The organism is Catonella morbi ATCC 51271 (assembly GCF_000160035.2).
Classification (GTDB): Bacteria; Bacillota; Clostridia; order Lachnospirales; family Lachnospiraceae; genus Catonella; species Catonella morbi.
Map to the genome: position 1 here is coordinate 88,293 of NZ_KI535368.1, position 19,024 is coordinate 107,316.

General features: G+C 38.1%; 15 protein-coding genes. 13 read left to right on the forward strand and 2 right to left on the reverse strand.

Annotation, left to right across the window (positions count from 1 at the left end):
- Window positions 1-39: 39 nt before the first annotated feature.
- From secA to aspS, 10 genes are all read left to right on the forward strand, one after another.
- A complete protein-coding gene (gene secA, locus GCWU000282_RS07500) occupies window positions 40-2,613 on the forward strand; it encodes a preprotein translocase subunit SecA (RefSeq protein ID WP_023354462.1) in 2,574 nt (857 codons plus the stop codon).
- A gap of 184 nt (window positions 2,614-2,797) precedes the next feature.
- Window positions 2,798-3,322, forward strand: coding sequence for an adenine phosphoribosyltransferase (locus tag GCWU000282_RS07505; protein ID WP_023354463.1), 525 nt, complete (start codon window positions 2,798-2,800; stop codon window positions 3,320-3,322).
- A gap of 307 nt (window positions 3,323-3,629) precedes the next feature.
- The gene (locus GCWU000282_RS07510) at window positions 3,630-4,481 is read left to right on the forward strand and encodes an undecaprenyl-diphosphate phosphatase (RefSeq protein ID WP_023354464.1); all 852 of its coding nucleotides are present in this window, start codon (window positions 3,630-3,632) and stop codon (window positions 4,479-4,481) included.
- A gap of 220 nt (window positions 4,482-4,701) precedes the next feature.
- The gene (locus GCWU000282_RS07515) at window positions 4,702-6,960 is read left to right on the forward strand and encodes a RelA/SpoT family protein (protein ID WP_242828949.1); all 2,259 of its coding nucleotides are present in this window, start codon (window positions 4,702-4,704) and stop codon (window positions 6,958-6,960) included.
- Window positions 6,960-7,607, forward strand: coding sequence for an MBL fold metallo-hydrolase (locus GCWU000282_RS07520; protein WP_023354466.1), 648 nt, complete (start codon window positions 6,960-6,962; stop codon window positions 7,605-7,607). Before GCWU000282_RS07515 ends, GCWU000282_RS07520 begins: the two co-directional genes overlap by 1 nt.
- Before the next feature lie 45 nt (window positions 7,608-7,652).
- Complete coding sequence (gene hemZ, locus GCWU000282_RS07525) at window positions 7,653-9,140, forward strand: coproporphyrinogen dehydrogenase HemZ (RefSeq protein WP_023354467.1); 1,488 nt, start codon at window positions 7,653-7,655, stop codon at window positions 9,138-9,140.
- Window positions 9,140-9,799 carry an HD-GYP domain-containing protein gene (locus GCWU000282_RS07530; RefSeq protein WP_023354468.1) on the forward strand — a complete coding sequence of 220 codons (660 nt, stop codon included), beginning with the start codon at window positions 9,140-9,142 and terminating at the stop codon, window positions 9,797-9,799. Before hemZ ends, GCWU000282_RS07530 begins: the two co-directional genes overlap by 1 nt.
- 8 nt (window positions 9,800-9,807) lie before the next feature.
- A complete protein-coding gene (gene hisS, locus GCWU000282_RS07535; RefSeq protein ID WP_023354469.1) occupies window positions 9,808-11,058 on the forward strand; it encodes a histidine--tRNA ligase in 1,251 nt (416 codons plus the stop codon).
- Window positions 11,059-11,072: 14 nt separating this feature from the next.
- Window positions 11,073-11,336 (forward strand): hypothetical protein, encoded by a 264-nt coding sequence (locus GCWU000282_RS07540; RefSeq protein WP_023354470.1) that lies wholly within the window; start codon window positions 11,073-11,075, stop codon window positions 11,334-11,336.
- 29 nt (window positions 11,337-11,365) lie between these two features.
- Entirely contained in the window at window positions 11,366-13,156 is a 1,791-nt protein-coding gene (gene aspS / locus GCWU000282_RS07545; protein WP_023354471.1) for an aspartate--tRNA ligase, read from the forward strand.
- 229 nt (window positions 13,157-13,385) lie between these two features.
- Here aspS and GCWU000282_RS07550 read toward each other — a convergent pair whose 3' ends face one another.
- A complete protein-coding gene (locus GCWU000282_RS07550) occupies window positions 13,386-14,204 on the reverse strand; it encodes an Rpn family recombination-promoting nuclease/putative transposase (protein WP_023354472.1) in 819 nt (272 codons plus the stop codon).
- A 318-nt stretch (window positions 14,205-14,522) separates the two neighbouring features.
- Between GCWU000282_RS07550 and GCWU000282_RS07555 the strand changes: the two genes are divergently transcribed.
- Complete coding sequence (locus GCWU000282_RS07555; RefSeq protein WP_035040004.1) at window positions 14,523-15,575, forward strand: aldose epimerase family protein; 1,053 nt, start codon at window positions 14,523-14,525, stop codon at window positions 15,573-15,575.
- A gap of 23 nt (window positions 15,576-15,598) precedes the next feature.
- On the opposite strand, the gene GCWU000282_RS07560 is transcribed toward GCWU000282_RS07555, so the two are convergent.
- Window positions 15,599-16,330: a helix-turn-helix domain-containing protein gene (locus GCWU000282_RS07560; protein ID WP_023354474.1), complete on the reverse strand. Its 732-nt coding sequence runs from the start codon at window positions 16,328-16,330 to the stop codon at window positions 15,599-15,601.
- Window positions 16,331-16,899: 569 nt separating this feature from the next.
- Here GCWU000282_RS07560 and GCWU000282_RS07565 point away from each other — a divergent pair.
- Together GCWU000282_RS07565 and GCWU000282_RS07570 are read left to right on the forward strand one after the other, a co-directional pair.
- Entirely contained in the window at window positions 16,900-17,631 is a 732-nt protein-coding gene (locus GCWU000282_RS07565; protein WP_035040006.1) for a gamma-glutamyl-gamma-aminobutyrate hydrolase family protein, read from the forward strand.
- Complete coding sequence (locus GCWU000282_RS07570; RefSeq protein WP_023354477.1) at window positions 17,624-19,000, forward strand: APC family permease; 1,377 nt, start codon at window positions 17,624-17,626, stop codon at window positions 18,998-19,000. The genes GCWU000282_RS07565 and GCWU000282_RS07570 overlap by 8 nt, the downstream gene beginning before the upstream one ends.
- The last annotated feature ends 24 nt before the right edge of the window (window positions 19,001-19,024 follow it).

Sequence of the window (19,024 nt, forward strand, 5' to 3'; positions counted from 1 at the left end):
GTTGTTATTGGGCAAAAAGTTGAGTAAAAGAGGAAGAATATGAGTTTTATTGAAAAGATTTTTGGAAGCCATAGTGAGAGAGAAGTAAAGAAGCTTAAGTTTGCAGTTGATAAAATAGAAGAATTAAGTCCTGCAATGGAAGCCCTCAGTGATGAAGAATTAAAAGCTAAGACAGCTGAATTTAAAGAGAGGCTGGCTAAGGGTGAGACCCTTGATGACCTTCTTATTGAAGCCTATGCAGTAGTGCGTGAGGCTGCCTGGAGAACTTTAGAGCAGAAACCGTACAGAGTTCAGATTATGGGTGGTATTATATTACACCAGGGAAGAATTGCGGAGATGCGTACAGGTGAAGGTAAGACCCTCGTATCAACCATGCCTGTTTACCTTAATGCACTTGAAGGAAAAGGTGTACACGTAGTTACTGTCAATGACTATCTTGCAAAGCGTGACAGTGAGTGGATGGGACAGATACATACCTTCCTCGGACTTACGGTTGGCTGCATATTAAATGATATGGAGCCGGAAGAAAGAAGAGAAGCATATAATTGCGATATAACCTATGCTACTAATAATGAGCTTGGTTTTGATTACCTCAGAGATAATATGGTAATCTATAAGAACCAGCTTGTACAGCGTGACCTTCATTATGCGGTAATCGATGAGGTTGACTCTGTACTTATTGATGAAGCCAGAACTCCTCTTATTATCTCAGGTCAGAGCGGCAAGTCTACTAAACTTTATGAGCTTTGCGATATCTTGGCGAGACAGCTTAAAAAGGGCGAGGCTAATAAAGAGCTTAGCAAGATAGATGCCATTATGGGTGAAGATGTAGTAGAGACAGGTGATTTCGTTGTAAATGAAAAAGATAAGAATGTAAGTCTTACTCTTGAAGGTGTGGCTAAAGTAGAAAAGTTCTTTAATATAGAGAACCTTGCTGATGCAGAGAATCTTGAAATACAGCATAATATTATACTTGCACTTCGTGCGCATAATCTTATGTTCAGAGACCAGGATTATATAGTAAAAGATGATGAAGTGCTTATTGTAGATGAGTTTACAGGCCGAGTAATGCCGGGTAGAAGATATTCAGACGGTCTCCACCAGGCTATAGAAGCTAAGGAAAAGGTTAAGGTAAACAGAGAGAGCCGTACTCTCGCAACAATTACCTTCCAGAACTTCTTTAATAAATATAAGAAGAAATCAGGAATGACAGGTACAGCTCTTACAGAGGAAAAAGAGTTCAGAGATATTTACGGAATGGACGTTATCAGCATACCTACAAACCGTCCGATACAGAGAATTGACCATGAAGACGCTGTATACAAGACCAGAAAAGAGAAGCTTCATGCGATTGTAGATAATATTGCTGAGGCTTATGAAAAAGGACAGCCGGTACTTGTGGGTACTATTTCCATAGAGAAGTCTGAAGAACTTTCTGAAATGCTTAAGAAGAAACATATTCCTCACAAGGTACTGAATGCTAAGTTCCATGAGCTTGAGGCGGAGATAGTTGCTGAGGCAGGTCAGGCAGGAACAATTACCATTGCTACCAACATGGCAGGTCGTGGCACCGATATTAAGCTTGGTGAAGGTGTGCTTGAACTTGGCGGACTTAGAATTATAGGTACAGAACGTCATGAGTCAAGACGTATAGACAATCAGCTCCGTGGTCGTGCCGGCAGACAGGGGGATGTGGGTGAGTCCAAGTTCTATCTTTCCCTTGAGGACGACCTTATGAGACTTTTCGGCTCAGAGAAACTTAAGGCCATGTTTGATTCTATGGGACTTCCTGAGGGTGAAGAACTTAATCATAAGATGCTGACAGGTGCTATTGAAAGAGCGCAGAAGAAGATAGAGAGCAACAACTTTAGTATTCGTAAGAATCTGCTTGACTATGATAAGGTTAATAATGAGCAGAGAGAAATTATCTATGCAGAGAGAAGAAGGGTGCTTGACGGAGACAGTATGAGAGAGGTTATTTACAGAATGATAACCGAAACTGTTGAAAATAAGGTTAATATGTGCATAGGTGATGATTCGGTAGCTGAAGAATGGGATATTGATGAGTTAAACCGTCTTCTTCTTCCTATCTTCCCGTTTGAGGAGATTAAGCTTACTGAGGATGAACGCAAGCACATGAGAAAGAATGAACTTGTTCAGAAACTCAAAGAACAGGCTGTTAAGCTTTATGAGGAGAAAGAAGCTGAATTCCCTGAGGCAGAACAGATAAGAGAGATTGAACGTGTAATCCTTCTTAAGGTTATAGATACTAAGTGGATGTCACATATTGATGATATGGATCAGCTCCGCCAGGGTATCGGACTTGCTGCTCTTGGTCAGAAGGATCCTCTTGTAGAATATAAGTTTGCCGGTTATGATATGTTTGAGGATATGACTTCCGCAATCAGTGAAGATACAGTGCGTGCTCTTATGCATATCAGGATTGAGGAGCATATTGAGAGAGAAGAAGTTGTAAAGGTAACCGGTACAAACAAGGATGAATCTGTGAAGAAGGGACCTGTCAGAAGGACTGAAAAGAAGATAGGGCCTAATGATCCTTGTCCTTGCGGAAGCGGAAGAAAGTATAAACATTGTTGCGGAAGGACTAATTAATTTTTGTTTAAATAAGATACTATTTAATTTATGCCCCAACTTATAAAGTGTTACCATCTTGAGCATTTGTAAGTTGGGGCTATTTTCCTTGCATTTCTGCGTAATTAGTGATAAAATAAGTAGTTGTAGTAGGTTGTAAAGCCTATTATTAAATGAATATCTTTTGAATGGAGTTGTAGATATAATGAAAAAAATTGAAGACTATATCAGAACAATACCTAATTTCCCTGAAGAAGGAGTTATGTTCAGGGATATAAGCACTGTACTTTCAGACAAAGATGGGCTTAGAATGGCAGTTGATCAGATGGCGGCATCTTTGGGAGACGAGGAATTTGATACTGTAGTAGGGCCTGAATCAAGAGGTTTTATTTTTGGTGTGCCTATTGCATATAATATGCATAAAGCCTTTGTACCTGTTAGGAAGAAGGGTAAGCTGCCGGGAGAGACTGTTTCAATAGAATATGACCTTGAGTACGGTTCTGCAGAACTTGAGGTTCATAAGGATGCTATAAAGCCGGGAGACAGGGTTGCTATAGTTGATGACCTTATTGCAACAGGAGGAACTACAGAGGCTATCTGCAAGCTTATCGAGAAACTTGGCGGGAAAGTTGTTAAGATAGTTTTTCTTATTGAGCTGGAAGGACTTAAAGGAAGGGACAAGCTTAAAGACTATAACCTTGTTTCTATAGTTAAGTATCCTGAGAATTAAAATATTTAATATTGGGCGTTAGTCGGGTTATGCTCAATCTATCCCAAATTATTCGCAAAATATCGAGAAAACGCATAGTAAAGCAGTAAGTATTTGACTATGCATTTAACAGATGTTTGGTAATAACCATCCATAGTCGCAGACCGAAAACCGGTTTATCCTGCTTTCTTACATAAAATTAAGAGGACTATGAAATCTGGTGTGAATAATTTGGGTTTATTTATATGATACAAGTGTCAAAAGTATAAAATCCGATAAATTAGGTTTTTTATCTTTTGCTATCCTAATCTTTATATATGGGGGAAACATGGGTGCTTTTTTTGAAATTATAAAAGCTGTTATTTTTGGAATAGTTGAAGGAGTGACGGAATGGCTTCCGATTAGTTCCACGGGGCACATGATAGTTTTGCAAAACTATATACCGCTTGATGTATCGCCGGGATTTTGGAAAATATTTGAGGTTGTTATTCAGCTTGGAGCAATTATGGCTGTGGTACTTTTGTTTTGGAAGAAATTATGGCCGATGAAAACTGTTAAGGGCAGAAACTTTTTGAAACTGGGAACTGTAAGGCTTTGGATAAAGATTATAATTGCCTGCCTTCCCGCAGCAATAGTCGGTATTGCTCTTGATGATTTTATTGATGAACATTTTTACAATCCGAAAATGGTGGCGGCTGCTCTTATATTTGTCGGAATTATGTTTATCTATATAGAAAGTAAGTTAAAGCTTGCTAACAAAGCTGCTGTTACAAAACTTTCCGAAATTACATATAAAGAGGCATTTTATATCGGTATATTTCAACTTATGGCGGCAATTTTTCCGGGAACTTCAAGGTCCGGAGCCACTATAATAGGTGGTCTTATGTTAGGGCTTTCAAGGAAGGTAGCTGCTGAGTTTACGTTTTTTCTGGCAATCCCTGTTATGTTTGGAGCCAGTCTTCTAAAAATTGTAAAGTATCTTATTGCGGGAGGAGTTGCATTTACAGGGCTTGAGGTAGCTATACTTATAATCGGTACTGTCACAGCTTTTGTGGTTTCCGTATTTGTAATAGGCGGTTTGATGAGCTACATAAGAAAGAAAGATTTTACGCCGTTTGGCTGGTATAGGATAGTTGTGGGTGCAGTCATCATAATAGGCTCGATTGTCAGTAAAACTTGATTTTTAACTGTAATGGAAATATAATAATACAAATTGAAATTTATAAGAATCCAAGTATAAATCAGAGTAAAAAATCATAATTGTAGCAGAAAGGATGGCTCAGAGGCTTTAGGTAAGGTATATGGCAGATAATGAAAATATGGTTGTAAAACAAGCAGATGATGTAAGAAGTCAGATTAATGATTATATATCATCAAATGAGAGTATAAAGAAAAAGGTAATGGCTTCTGAAAGGGAGCTTGATTCGTTTGCGGAATTTACTCCTAAAGAAGTATTATTTGATAAATTAATAAAAACCATATATAAATACCATCCATCAACAGACATAAGTCTTATAAAGAAAGCCTATGAGCTTGCAGATAATTGCCACAAAGGGCAGCTGCGTAAATCAGGAGAACCTTATATTTGCCATCCGCTCTGTGTTGCTATAATTTTGGCTGAGCTTGAATTAGATAAGGAAACTATAATTGCGGGAATTTTACATGATATTATAGAAGATACAGCCTGCAGCCCGGAGGAGCTTAAAGCTGAATTTGGAGAAGAAGTATTACTACTGGTAGACGGAGTTACCAAGCTGACGCAGTTACAATATTCTAGGGATAAGGTAGATGTACAGGCGGAAAACCTGCGCAAGATGTTTCTTGCTATGGCAAAGGATATAAGAGTTATTCTTATAAAGCTTGCGGACAGACTTCATAACATGCGTACAATGGAATACCAGTCTCCCGCAAAGCAAATAGAAAAGTCAAGAGAGACTATGGATATTTATTCTCCTATAGCACAGCGTCTAGGTATAAGTAAAATAAAGGTTGAGCTGGATGATTTATCATTAAAATACATACATCCTGAGGTTTATAAGGATTTAGATGAAAAAATCAGGGAAAAAGCTCTTGAAAAAGGTGAATTCATAAAGTCTATTGAAAGAGAAGTTGCAAGACATATAAAGGATGCTGGAATTGAAGCAACTATAGGCGGAAGAGTTAAGCATTATTTCAGCATTTACAAAAAAATGGTTAATCAAAACAAAACCTTTGACCAGATATATGATGTATTTGCAATCAGAATAATAGTGGACAATCTGAAGGACTGTTATGCCTCATTAGGTGTGATTCATGAGATGTATGTGCCGATTCCGGGCAGGTTTAAGGACTATATTGCCATGCCTAAGGCAAATATGTACCAGTCATTACATACAACGGTAATCGGGCCTAAGGGACAGCCTTTTGAAATACAGATTCGTACTTATGATATGCATAGGACTGCTGAGTATGGTATTGCAGCACATTGGAAATACAAGGAAGGCAGCGACGGCAAGAATAATAAGGCCAGTGAAGAAGCTAAGTATAACTGGCTCAGACAAATCCTTGAGTGGCAGAAGGACATGTCTGATAATAAGGAATTCTTAAGTGTTATTAAGGATGACTTAAATTTGTTTTCTGACAGTGTATACTGCTTTACACCAACAGGAGATGTAAAGAATCTCCCTGTCGGTTCTACACCGATAGACTTTGCTTACAGCATACATTCGGCAGTAGGCAACAAGATGGTTGGTGCCAGGGCAAACGGTAAACTTGTGACCATAGATTATGTGATTCAAAACGGTGACAGAATAGAGATAATAACCAGTCAGAATTCAAGAGGCCCAAGTCTTGACTGGCTTAAGCTGGTTAAGAGTACACAGGCCCGTTCTAAGATAAATCAGTGGTTTAAGACTGAGCTTAAGGAAGACAATATTATTCGCGGTAAAGAACTTATGCTCAATTACTGTAAGTCACATGCCCTAGTTATGAGTGATTTGCTAAAGCCTGAATTTATGCAGATATGTATGCAAAAATACGGCTTTAAGGATTGGGAGTCTATCTGTGCTGCTGTTGGGCGCGGAGGTCTTAAAGAAGGTCAGATAATAAATAAACTTGTAGAAGAAAAGAAAAAGAAAGAAATATCTGAACTTACAGATGAGGATATTCTGGATAAATATGAAGATCAGTCTGTAACACCTGTAAAGACAACCCGCTCTAAAGGCGGAATAGTGGTAAAGGGTATACATGATGTTGCGGTACATTTTTCAAAATGCTGTTCTCCGGTTCCGGGCGATGAGATAGTGGGCTTTGTTACCAGAGGAAGGGGAATATCAGTGCACAGAACGGATTGTATCAACGTGATGAATCTTCCGGAAGAGGACAGAAAGAGGCTTATTGAAGCTGAATGGTCGCCGGAAGCTACTTCCCAGACCGACAAACTTTATACAACAGAGATTAAAATATATGCAAATAACAGAAGCGGGCTACTGATAGAAGTGTCCAGAGTATTCACTGAGTCGGGTATAGATATAGCTTCGGTTTCGGCAAGGACAAATAAGCAGGGAATTGCCACCATCAATCTGATGTTTGAGATAAAGGGCAGAAACCAGCTTACAAGCCTTGCCTCTAAGCTGAGGAGCTTGGATGGAGTAATAGACATAGAGAGGACGGCAGGCTGATGAAGATAGAAGTTGAAAAGTTAGTGTTGGGGGCTGTAAGTACCAATGTTTACCTGGTTTTTTATAACGGAAACTGCCTTATTGTAGATCCTTCGGATGAGGCAGAAAGAATTATTTCCCATATAAATGAAAAACAGGTAAAACCCCTTGCCATACTTATAACTCATGGACATTTTGACCATATTATGGCAGCTCCCGTACTTGCTGAAAAGTATGGAATTAAGATATATGCGGGAGAGGCAGACAGACAGCTTTTAGAGGATTCCAAGCTAAACCTGGGACAGAGATTCTTAGGTGAAGACTTTACCATGGAAGCGGATGAATATTTAAAAGACGGAGATGAACTTGAGTTTGAAGGCTTTAGGTTAAAAGTTCTGTATACACCGGGGCATACTGTCGGCAGTATCAGTTTTTACTCGGATGACCTTGAAGATAATGAGGCTTTTAAGAAGGTTATCTTTTCCGGTGATTCTTTATTTGCAGGCAGTATAGGAAGGGTGGACCTTCCTACCGGAAATGAAGCAACTATGCGAAAAACTTTGGAAGAGGTCTTTAAGAAAATGTCGCCCGAAACAGTTGTATTTCCGGGACATGGGGCGGCTACTACCATTGAAAGGGAGTTAGCCCATAATCCATATCTCAGGTAAGGGTAATAAAGAATAATAGAGAATAAAGTTTAGAAAGAAGTTCAGATGATAGAAATCAGACTTGAAGATGCATCCTTTGAGCAGGACATAAGACCGCTTGTCAGAGCATTTTTCGGAAGAGAAGAGATGAAGGTTCTGATATATGATTTTGAAGAACCTGATAAGGCGGAAGTTCCTCCCTCAGACTACATATTGGCAGTTCATAACAGTGAAATGACCATAGATATGTGGTTTAAGGATGATGTAAAGAGAACTGTAAGAAAAAAATATGAATATAAAGAATTGGAAGAAGACAGAAGGCTGTATAAGAATGAACTAAAAAAGGTACTTTATAATATATTAAAAGAATATACCGGTAATGAACTTCCCTGGGGTACTCTGACAGGTATACGTCCTACCAAGATAGCCTGTGATTACATTGAAGCAGGGAAAAACGAAGAAGAAGTAAGGAATTTTTACCATGAGCAGTATCTTTGCGGTGAGGAAAAGACGGAGCTGTCCATTGAGATAGCAAAGAAGGAAAACGAACTTTTACAGAAACTGGATTATAAAAACGGATATAGTATATACATAGGTATACCGTTTTGTCCGACTACCTGTCTTTATTGTTCATTTACTTCATATCCGATTGGAGGATATAAGAAAAAGGTGGGAGAATATTTACAGGCATTGTTTAAGGAAATTGACTTTGCTTCTACTATTTTACCACATAAAAAACTCACAACTGTATATATAGGCGGAGGTACTCCGACTTCAATTTCAGCCGAAGAGTTAGAGCTGTTACTCGACTATATAAATATGAAGCTTCCTATGGCTTCGGTGAAGGAATTTACAGTTGAGGCGGGCAGACCTGACAGCATTACCAGGGATAAGCTTAAGGTAATGAAACGCTTAGGAGTAAAGCGTATGTCTATAAACCCTCAGACTATGTCGGATAAAACCCTGAAATTCATAGGGAGAATGCACGATTCTGAATCGGTAAGAAGGGCTTTTACCATGGCGAGGGAAGAAGGTATGGAAGACATAAATATGGATCTCATAGTGGGGCTTCCCGGGGAGACGGTGAAAGATACTGAGTATACCTTATCTGAGATTAAGAAGCTGGATCCTGATGACCTCACGGTTCACGCTCTGGCTATAAAGAGGGCGGCGGCACTTAAGCTGAAACTTAATGAGTTGACGGATATGATTCCCACGGATACAGCCTTGCAGCAACAACTTACTTATGAATTTGCAAGGGATAACGGATATGAACCGTATTATTTGTACAGACAGAAAAACATAGCAGATAATCTGGAAAATGTCGGTTATGCCAGACCGGGAAAAGAAGGGCTTTACAATATACTTATAATGGAAGAAAAGCATCCGATTATCGGCCTTGGAGCAGGTTCGTCCTGTAAGTTTGTATTCAGGGAGGGAAACAGAATAGAGCGTACCGAAAATGTAAAGTTTGTTATGGACTATATTGAACGGATTGATGAAATGATTGAGCGTAAAACAAAATTTTTAGAAGAATTTGGAGAGATGTTATAATGATAAAAGCCGACATCAGCCCAAGCTGTAAGATGTCACATGAAATTATTTTAGAAATTGACCTGGATGATTTATTAAAGCATGGCATGGTTGTGAGCAATTTGGCTGAAATGGTGGCTAAAGAGCTCGGAATGCCGGATGATTTTCTGACTTTGATAGCTCAGGCAGGACTTTTACATGATATTGGCAAACTGCGTATTGCTAATTATCTGTATGGTAGGCAGAACGGAGAGCTGAAGGTAGAAGAAATTAAATATGTAAGGATGCACTCCGTACTCAGCTATGGTATACTTAAGAAACAGGGATATGAGCATACTATTTTAGATGCGGTACTCTATCATCATGAAAACTATGATGGTTCAGGCTATCCAAACAATCTTAAGGGAGAAAACATACCGATTGGAGCGAGAATCCTTAGAATTTGTGATGTATTCGGTGCTTTGGTTGCCCATAGGCCTTACAGAGAGGCATTTTCACCGGACAAAGCCATAAGGCTTATGATAAAGGAAATTAAAAACTTTGATATGCAGTGTTTTCTGGCACTTCAAAGAGTGGTAAACAGTGCCGATTTTGCAAAGTTGGCAGAAATAATTGAGGATAATAAGAAAAGCAGTAAAAATGTTTATCAAAAAGCAGCAATGAATTTAGATTTGTGGTAAGGAGCATTATGATAACTAACAGACCAAAAGGAACTCAGGACTGGTTCGGAGAAAATATGTGGAAGCGTACAAAGATTGAGGCTATAGCAAGAGAACTTTGCAGCGCTTACAATATTGGAGAAATTATTACTCCGGCCTTTGAACATACAGTACTTTTTAATAGAAGTGTTGGTGACACTACCGATGTAGTGCAGAAGGAAATGTATACTTTTAAGGACAAGGGTGACAGAGAAATCAGTCTTAAGCCTGAAGGTACGGCAGGAACAATAAGGGCATATCTTGAAAATAACCTATATGCTCTGCCTCAGCCTATCAAGATGTTTTATTTTACTCAGGCTTTCAGGTATGAAAGACCTCAGAGCGGACGACTCAGACAGCATCACCAGTTTGGAGTGGAATTTGTAGGTTCACCAAGTCCTATGGTAGAAGTTGAGCTTATTACTCTTGTAAGTGAATTTATAAAGAGAATAGGGCTTAAGGATGTGAAACTTCATATTAACAGCATAGGCTATGGAGAATGCAGAAAGAAATATAATGATGCGCTTTTAGGCTATCTTAAGGGCTATGAAGCCGAGCTTTGCGAGGATTGCAAGGTAAGAATGCAGAAAAATCCTTTAAGGGTTATAGACTGTAAGGTGCCAAGCTGCAAAGCCATAGTTGAGAAAGCCCCAAGAACCTTAGACTTTCTTGATGAAGAGTGCAAAAATCATTTTGATACCTTGCAGAAAATGCTTACAGAGTTAAATATTCCGTTTGAAATAGACACAGGTATAGTTAGAGGACTTGATTATTATACCAAGACAGTATTTGAATTTGTGGATAAAGATGGCTTTACCCTCTGTGGAGGCGGAAGATATGACGGGCTTATAAACGAAATAGACGGCAAGCAGAATATACCGGCAGTAGGCTTTGGTATGGGAATTGAGCGTATACTTTATTTCCTTGAAAAAGAGGGAGTAAGCCTTGGAGAAATGCCTCATCCTAGGCTTTATGTAGGAATTATGGGGGATGAAGTTAAGGCAAAAGCCTTTGAAATTGTTACGAAGCTCAGAAATAAAGGTGTGATAGTTGAAACCGATTACCTTGACCGTTCGGTAAAGGCGCAGATGAAGTATGCGAATAAACTCGGAGTTGACTACACTGTAATTATCGGACAAAATGAAGCGGAGAGCGGTTTGGTTAAACTTAAAAATATGGAAACCGGAGATGAGACAGAAGTAAAATTTGAAGAACTGGAAGTAAAATTAGCAGGTGGATAAGGAGATAAGAATTGATGGGCAGAGATGGAAATGTAATGGTGTGGGATTCTGAGAGACAGCTTTTCAACGAACTTACACCGACTGAAATCTTATCAAATTTATTATCTGAAAACAGCATCGAATGTCAGCTTTTTATGGCATGGCTGCCTCAGGTAAAGAGTGTTTTTCTTTACAGACGTAAAAGAATGGAAATAGTATTTATAGACGGAATGACATATAATATTCCCAATATGCCTTTTTTATATGACAAATTATTTTCAATGAGGCATGGAGCATAAGAAATTTTATAGATTAAGAGGATGGTATTATGGCAGAATCAATGAAGGGTATGCATAGAACCCACAGATGCACGGAACTTAACAAGGAAGATATTGGCAAGACAGTTACGGTTATGGGATGGGTTGCCAAGTATAGGAACAAAGGTGGTCTTATTTTTATTGACCTCAGAGACCGTTCCGGTATTTTACAGCTTGTATATGAGGAGCAGGATTGCGGCAGTGAAGTTTTTGAAAAAGCCGCTAAGCTTCGTAATGAGTATGTAATCGCCGCAACCGGTGTAGTTACCGAGAGAGCTGCAGTCAATGAGAACATTCCTACCGGACATATTGAAATAAGGGTTAAGGAAACTAGGATACTTTCAGAGTCTGAAACCACTCCTTTTGAAATTGTAAATGACCTTAAAACAAAGGAAGAATTAAGACTTAAATACAGATATCTTGACCTTAGAAGACCTGATATGCAGGAAAAGCTTATGCTTAAGAGCAAGGTACTCCGCCTTATGCGTGATTTTATGGCAGACGAAGGCTTTGTTGAGGTAGAGACACCTATTATGTGTAATTCCACCCCTGAGGGAGCAAGAGATTACCTTGTGCCAAGCCGTGTAAATCAGGGCTGTTTTTATGCACTTCCACAGTCTCCTCAGGTACTTAAGCAGCTTCTTATGCTTTCGGGCTTTGACAGGTATTTCCAGATTGCAAGATGCTTTAGAGATGAGGACTTAAGGGCGGACAGACAGCCGGAGTTTACACAGGCGGATATGGAGCTTTCTTTTGTGGATGTGGATGATGTGCTTGAAGTAAATGAGCGACTTATCAAACACATAATGAAGGAAACAAAGGGAATAGATATAGAACTTCCTCTTCCAAGGATGAGATGGCAGGATGCTATGAATGACTATGGCTCAGATAAGCCCGATACAAGATTTGAAATGAAACTTGTGGATGTGTCTGAGGTAGTTAAGGGCTGTGGCTTTGGAGTATTTACATCAGCTCTTGAAATGAAGAACGGAAGCGTAAGAGGTATAAATGTCAAGGGGCAGGCAGGTATGCCTCGTAAGAAGATAGATGCACTTGTTGATAAGGCTAAGGGTTTTGGTGCAAAAGGACTTGCTTATCTTGCTGTGAATGAAGACGGCACATACAAGTCTTCCTTCTCAAAGTTTATGACAGAGGAGGAGCTTGATAAACTTGTACAGACTATGAAAGGTGAAAAGGGAGATTTGCTCCTCTTTGCGGCAGACAAGACTGCACTTGTATGGAATGTACTCGGAGCATTAAGACTTGACATTGGTGAAGAACTTGGACTTATAGACAAGTCTAAATTTAACTTCCTTTGGATAGTGGAATTCCCATTGCTTGGCTGGAATGAAGATGAAAATAGATTCCAGGCTGAACATCACCCATTTACAGCCCCTATGGAAGAGGACTGGGAAAACGCAGATAAAGATCCGGGCAGCATAAGGGCTAAGGCTTATGATATAGTATTAAACGGCTATGAACTTGGCGGCGGTTCTGTGAGAATTTATCAGAATGATGTGCAGGAGAAAATGTTTGAACTCCTTGGTTTTACTAAGGAAGAAGCACATAGTAAATTCGGTTTCCTGCTTGATGCCTTTAAGTACGGAGTTCCACCTCATGCAGGACTTGCTTACGGTGTAGACAGATTTGTAATGCTCCTTGCTGGTGCTGAGAATATTAGAGAGGTAATTGCCTTCCCTAAGAATAAGGATGCAATGGACTTAATGCTTGGCTCACCTAATACAGTTGATACAAAGCAGCTTGATGAACTTGGGATTATGATTAAAAAGACAGAAGAATAAGTCTGTGAATAAGCCAAAGGCATGCGTAAAGTATGCAGCGTAACCTTATGATTGATTCCTGCATTAGTTAAAATTCTTTCAAGGCTTCTCTGTAAAACTGCTATTTTATGCAGAGAGCCTTTTTAAATCCACAAAACTGATATTTTTAAATTAGAGAAATTAGAGTTTAAAAGTATTAAGTTAAAAAATACCGGTTTTGTGGATGATAGTTGGTATATCATTAAATATGTTACAGAGCCAGAATTTTTTTCTCAGGCAGGCCGGTAATTTCTGCAATCAGGCTAAAAGGCAAACTTTTTTTCTTCATATCCTTTGCTATTCTGATTTTTTCTTCATTAGCACCTTCTTTTTTACCTCGTTTCTCGCCTCGCTTTTCGCCACGCTTTTCACTTTCTTCTTTTTCTTCTCTGATAATCTTTTCTAACATTTCATTCATTTCTTTTCTTCCTCCTTCGCTTATTTTAAACCTAGCCTTAATTTCGCTTGTAACAGGGAAATCTTCCGTATTATAAGCATCGTCTTTTATGAACAGCTCCATGAGCTTTGAAACTCTAGAATCATCCTTTTTAACTGTGGTTACATATATCTCAGTAAGCCCGTCATCAATGATTTCACCGGTTTCACGAACCACTTTATCTACATGGTAGACAGGAAACCCACAGTTAAATATGTCAAATTTAGATATGAATATAATGCAGACATCGGGTACAGCTTCAAACTTAGTGCCGGGATTAGTTATATTTGTAGTCAGGATAGATCCGTTGTAGCGCACCCTTTTTAGATGGTCATCATCATTTCCTTTTTGGACTTCAATATTGATGTGCCTTCCGTCTCCGGATATGCACTTGGCATCAAGCACTACAGAACGTCCCTGCAGGTTTGTGCCTTCCCACTGTGCTCCGGATTCTGTTACTATTAGGTTGTCATCATCTAAGATTACTCTTAGGATCTCTTCGCAAAACTCCTTATGTTCAGCCATTTTTCTGAACATCACATCGTCTATAGGATTTAAAAGTCTTGAAAGTTCTCTGATTTTTCTTTTTGGCATTATAGTCCTTTCTTTCTGAAGAATCTGCTACAATACCATTAAGGACATTATAGCAGACATTTGAAAAATATAAAATAGAATTCTTGCTTTAGAAGTAACAAGATAGTGATATTATAATATATTTTGAATTTTCAGACAATGACAAAGTGTACAAAGTTTGGAAGCTTTAATGTACAGAATAGACAAAATTAAAACATTTATCAAACTTAGTCAAACTGAAAAGAAAGAAATTTGATTGTTGTAATTTATAGTGGATTTTGTATAATGTATGTATAGGAAATTCTTTAGTATATGAAAGTTTTAACGGAGGAGGATATTATGAAGGTAGAAATCAGTAATTTCGGAAAAGCAAAAGACGGCTCAGATGTGAAACTTTATACTATCAGCAATGAAAATGGAATGAAGGTTACATTGTTAAATCTGGGAGCTATTGTAAAAGATATAATTGTACCTGATAAAAACGGAAAATTTATTGATGTCAATCTCGGATATGATAATGTAGACGGATACTATGATAATGAGGAAGCCCTGGGAAGCTTTGTAGGTAGGAATGCGAACAGAATAGGGGGAGCTAAAGTTACTATAGCCGGAATTACCTATGAGCTTGAAAAAAACGATGGAGAAAATAACCTTCACAGCGGCTCAGATCGTTCTCACTATATGCTATTTGATGCAGATGTTTTTGAAGATGAATTTGCAACAAGAGTAAGATTTATGCATACTTTTAAGGATATGGAGCAGGGTTTTCCGGGAAAGGCTGAACTTAGCGTAACCTATACACTTACAGAAGATAACGAACTTATTCTTGAATATAGGGGTGTTTCGGATAAGGACACTGTAATAAATCCGACAAATCACAGCTATTTTAACCTGGACGGAGAGGGAGATATCCTTAAACATAAACTCTGTATAAATGCTGATAAATTTACTGCTATAGCAGACAACATGATACCTACAGGTGAATTGGTAAATGTTGAGGGAACTCCTATGGATTTTAGAAAGATGAAGGACATAGGTGAGGGCATAGACTCAGACTATCATTATATAAAGATAGCAAAGGGCTATGATCATAACTATGTGTTAAACAGTGTAGAAGGTGACATAGTGAAGGCAGCTGAATTATTTTCGGATAAGACAGGAATTTCAATGGAAGTAATGACGGATTTGCCGGGAATGCAGATATATACCGCTAATTTTCTTGAAAATAAAAAAGGTAAGTCAGGAGTTATTTATGGAAAAAGGTCAGGAATATGCTTTGAACCCCAATATTTTCCAAATGCCTGCAATGAGAAAAGTTTTAAATCAAGTATAATAGGTGCGGGCGAAGAGTATAGAAGTACAACAGTATTCAAGTTTAATGTTAAGGAATGATGAAAAACCGGTAGGCGATAAGCCTACCAGTTTTGCGTTACGGAGAAGAAGTTATTTGTTTTAAGCCTTTTGATATCTTCTTTATCAATCACAAGTTTCTTAAGTACAGGATCATTTTCTTTAAGCGGTCTGGTACTGAAGAGCATTTTAAAGGAAAGAGGAGTGACAGGGCGGAAGGATACGCCTGTAAACTGTCCCATTTTAGTTTCGGTTGGGGTGAAATTCTCCAGTATATGTATAGTAATTTTTTCTATTGGTGTAGCCTTATGTTTCATATAGATATTAGTAATTATATGATGAAACTCTATGTTCCCTTCATAGGCGTTTTCACAGAAGATATAATCATCCACATTTTTGACGTTCATGTAAATTTCAGCCTTATAACAATTAGGCGTAAACTCTTCTTTTTCAAGGATTTTAAGGACAGAAGTATTCAAAGAATTATTTCTGCCGTCCCAAAAGTAAAGATAGAGTTTTTTGCTGCTAAAAAAGACAGGAATAATAGAATCTGACTGTGGAGGAGCAGTTTTTTCGGATTTTTCTTTTATAGCCTCAATAAAATATTCCAGAGGAACCTGAAGTACTTTGGCAATTTCAACCAAGGTAGCAACATCTATGCTAATTTCCCCTTTTTCGTACTTTGCAAGGGTAGTATTGCTTTTGTTTATCAATTTAGCTAATTCCATCTGTGTAAGATGTCTGTTTGTTCTACATTTTTTAATGGAATTGCCAAGAACACTTTCTATATTGTTCATATTTACCTCTGATTCACTAATAATCAAATAATTTATTGTTAAAAACCATGTATAAATCAAAACTGTTTTATGGCAGGTAAAAGCGGTAAAAATTTTATTTTAAGTAAAATTTAACGAAAATTAATAAAAAAATTCTATTTAGAATAAAACCAGTACTATTTTACAATATAACTTAAAAAATGTAAACTAAGTATATATTGATGTGGGTGTCAAAAGTATTTGACACCCAATGATACAGGATTGCTTCGGCTTCACCTCTCCGGGTCCTTGCAAAAATATTCGTAATCCGCTCATTTTTTTACAAAAAATGGCTACTTACTCATATTTTTTGCGTGTCAAAAGATAATAAATTCTCTTGCAAGCAAGCTTGCATCGAATTTTTATACTTTTGACACTTGTATCATATATTAAAAGAAGTACAAAATGTAACTATTCATCACAAGGGAGAGAAGCAGCGCATCTCCGGTACTTCCACACGAGTGTGACACTAAGTGCCTGCGAGCTGATGGAAGGCAGAATAGTTACTACAGAACAGTAAAACAAAATACAGGATGGGAGGAATTAAACACATGAAAAAACCGGTTATTGGAATATCTGGCAGTCTGATAATTGATACTTCAGGTAATTTCGCAGGTTATAAGAGATCCTATGTAAATAATGATTATATTCTCTCTATAATTAAGAATGGCGGAGTACCATTTATCATTCCGTTCAATGAGAATGAAGAGGTTATTAAGGCTCAGATAGAAATGGTAGACGGACTTCTGATTTCGGGAGGACAGGATGTTACCCCTAAGAATTATGGAGAAGAGCCCCTGCCTAAACTCGGTGATACTTTCCCTGAGAGAGATGATTTTGAATATGGTCTTCTTAAAGCGGCTCTTGAGGCGAAGAAGCCTGTGCTTGGAATCTGCAGGGGAGTACAGATTATCAATACCTATTTTAAGGGAAGCCTATATCAGGACTTAAGTTATATGGGAATAGATGTGCTTAAGCATAATCAGGTAAATAACCCTGCCAGGGTGACACATTCAGTTACGGTTGATAAGAATTCTAAATTGTTTGAAATATTTGGTGAGGAGAAATTTATGGTAAATTCTTTCCACCATCAGGCAATAAAAGAGGTTGGTAATGGTCTTGTTAAGACAGCTGCAGCACCGGATGGTATTATAGAGGCTGTTGAAAAGACAGATTATCCGTTTTTGGTAGGTGTTCAGTGGCATCCTGAGATGCTACATGAGTCAGTAGAAATGATGAATAAATTATTTACAAGATTTGTAAGGGAGGCTTCTAATGAATAAGAAAATGAAATTCTGGTCTATAGTATTTCTGACCATCAACTCAATCATAGGTACGGGTATTTTCCTGTCTCCGGGTGGTGTTACCAAACAGGCAGGCAGTATGGCGCCATTTATTTATCTCTGTGCAGCTGTATTTGCGGCAGTGCTTGCAGTCACTTTTGCAGCAGCAAGTAAGTATGTAGTTAAAAACGGGGCGGCATATTCCTATGCAAAGGCAGCATTTGGAGCCAATACAGGTATGTTCATCGGTGTAACCAGATATGTATCTGCAAGTATTGCCTGGGGGGTTATGGCTACAGGTGTAGTAAAGAACGCTCTTTCAATACTTGGAATGGACTCTAAAAATCTTGTAAATGTAACTATAGGATTTTTGGTACTCATGCTCATTTTATTTATAATAAATGTTAAGGGTACTGCTTTCTTAACTCTTATAAGTGACCTTTCCACAGCCGGCAAGGTAGCAGCTCTTGCGATTACCATAGTTGCAGGTATTGTGATTATAATTATGACAGGTGAAAATCATATTACAGATGTAGATATGCTTAAGAACGCCGAAGGCGGTTCTTTAATACCTACAATGGATGCTACTATGTTTGTAACTGCTGTAATTTCAGCTTTCTATGCATTTACCGGTTTTGAAAGTGTAGCTTCAGGTGCAAGTGATATGGAAAATCCTGAAAAGAACCTTCCAAGAGCGATTCCTCTTGCTATTGGTATAATTGCAGTTATTTACTTTGGTATAGTACTTGTCGCAATGATGATAAATCCTGTTGCCCTTGTACAGTCAGATGAGGTTGTTATCCTTGCAGCAGTTTTTGGAAATAAAATAATCAGAGGAATCATTATTATAGGTGCTTTGATTTCTATGTTTGGTATCAATGTAGCTTCATCCTTCCACGCTCCAAGAGTATGTGAAGCTATGGCTAAAGATGGTATCCTTCCTGCTTTTCTTGGAAAACGTAACAGCAAAGATATTCCTATGAATGCATTTATTCTTACTGCTGCACTTGCAATAGTAGTGCCTATGTCATTTATGTATGATATGCAGGGTATAATGATAATCAGTTCAATTGCAAGATTTGCACAGTTTATCATAGTTCCTCTCGGCGTAATTGTATTCTTTATGGGCAAACAGAAAGAGGAAATCATTGATGCTAAGAAAAATGTTATTACAGATGTGGTTTTACCAATAATTTCAGTGGCTCTTACAGTTCTTCTCCTTTACAAATTTAACTGGAAGGGACAGTTCTCAGTTACAGGTGAGGATGGAGTAGCGCATCTTAACTGGTATGCTATTACAGCTATGATAATAGGTTATGTAATTCTTCCTATTGTAGCGTATTTTCATTTGAACTCTAAAAAGAAATAAAATAAACGAAATGTTTTCCCATAG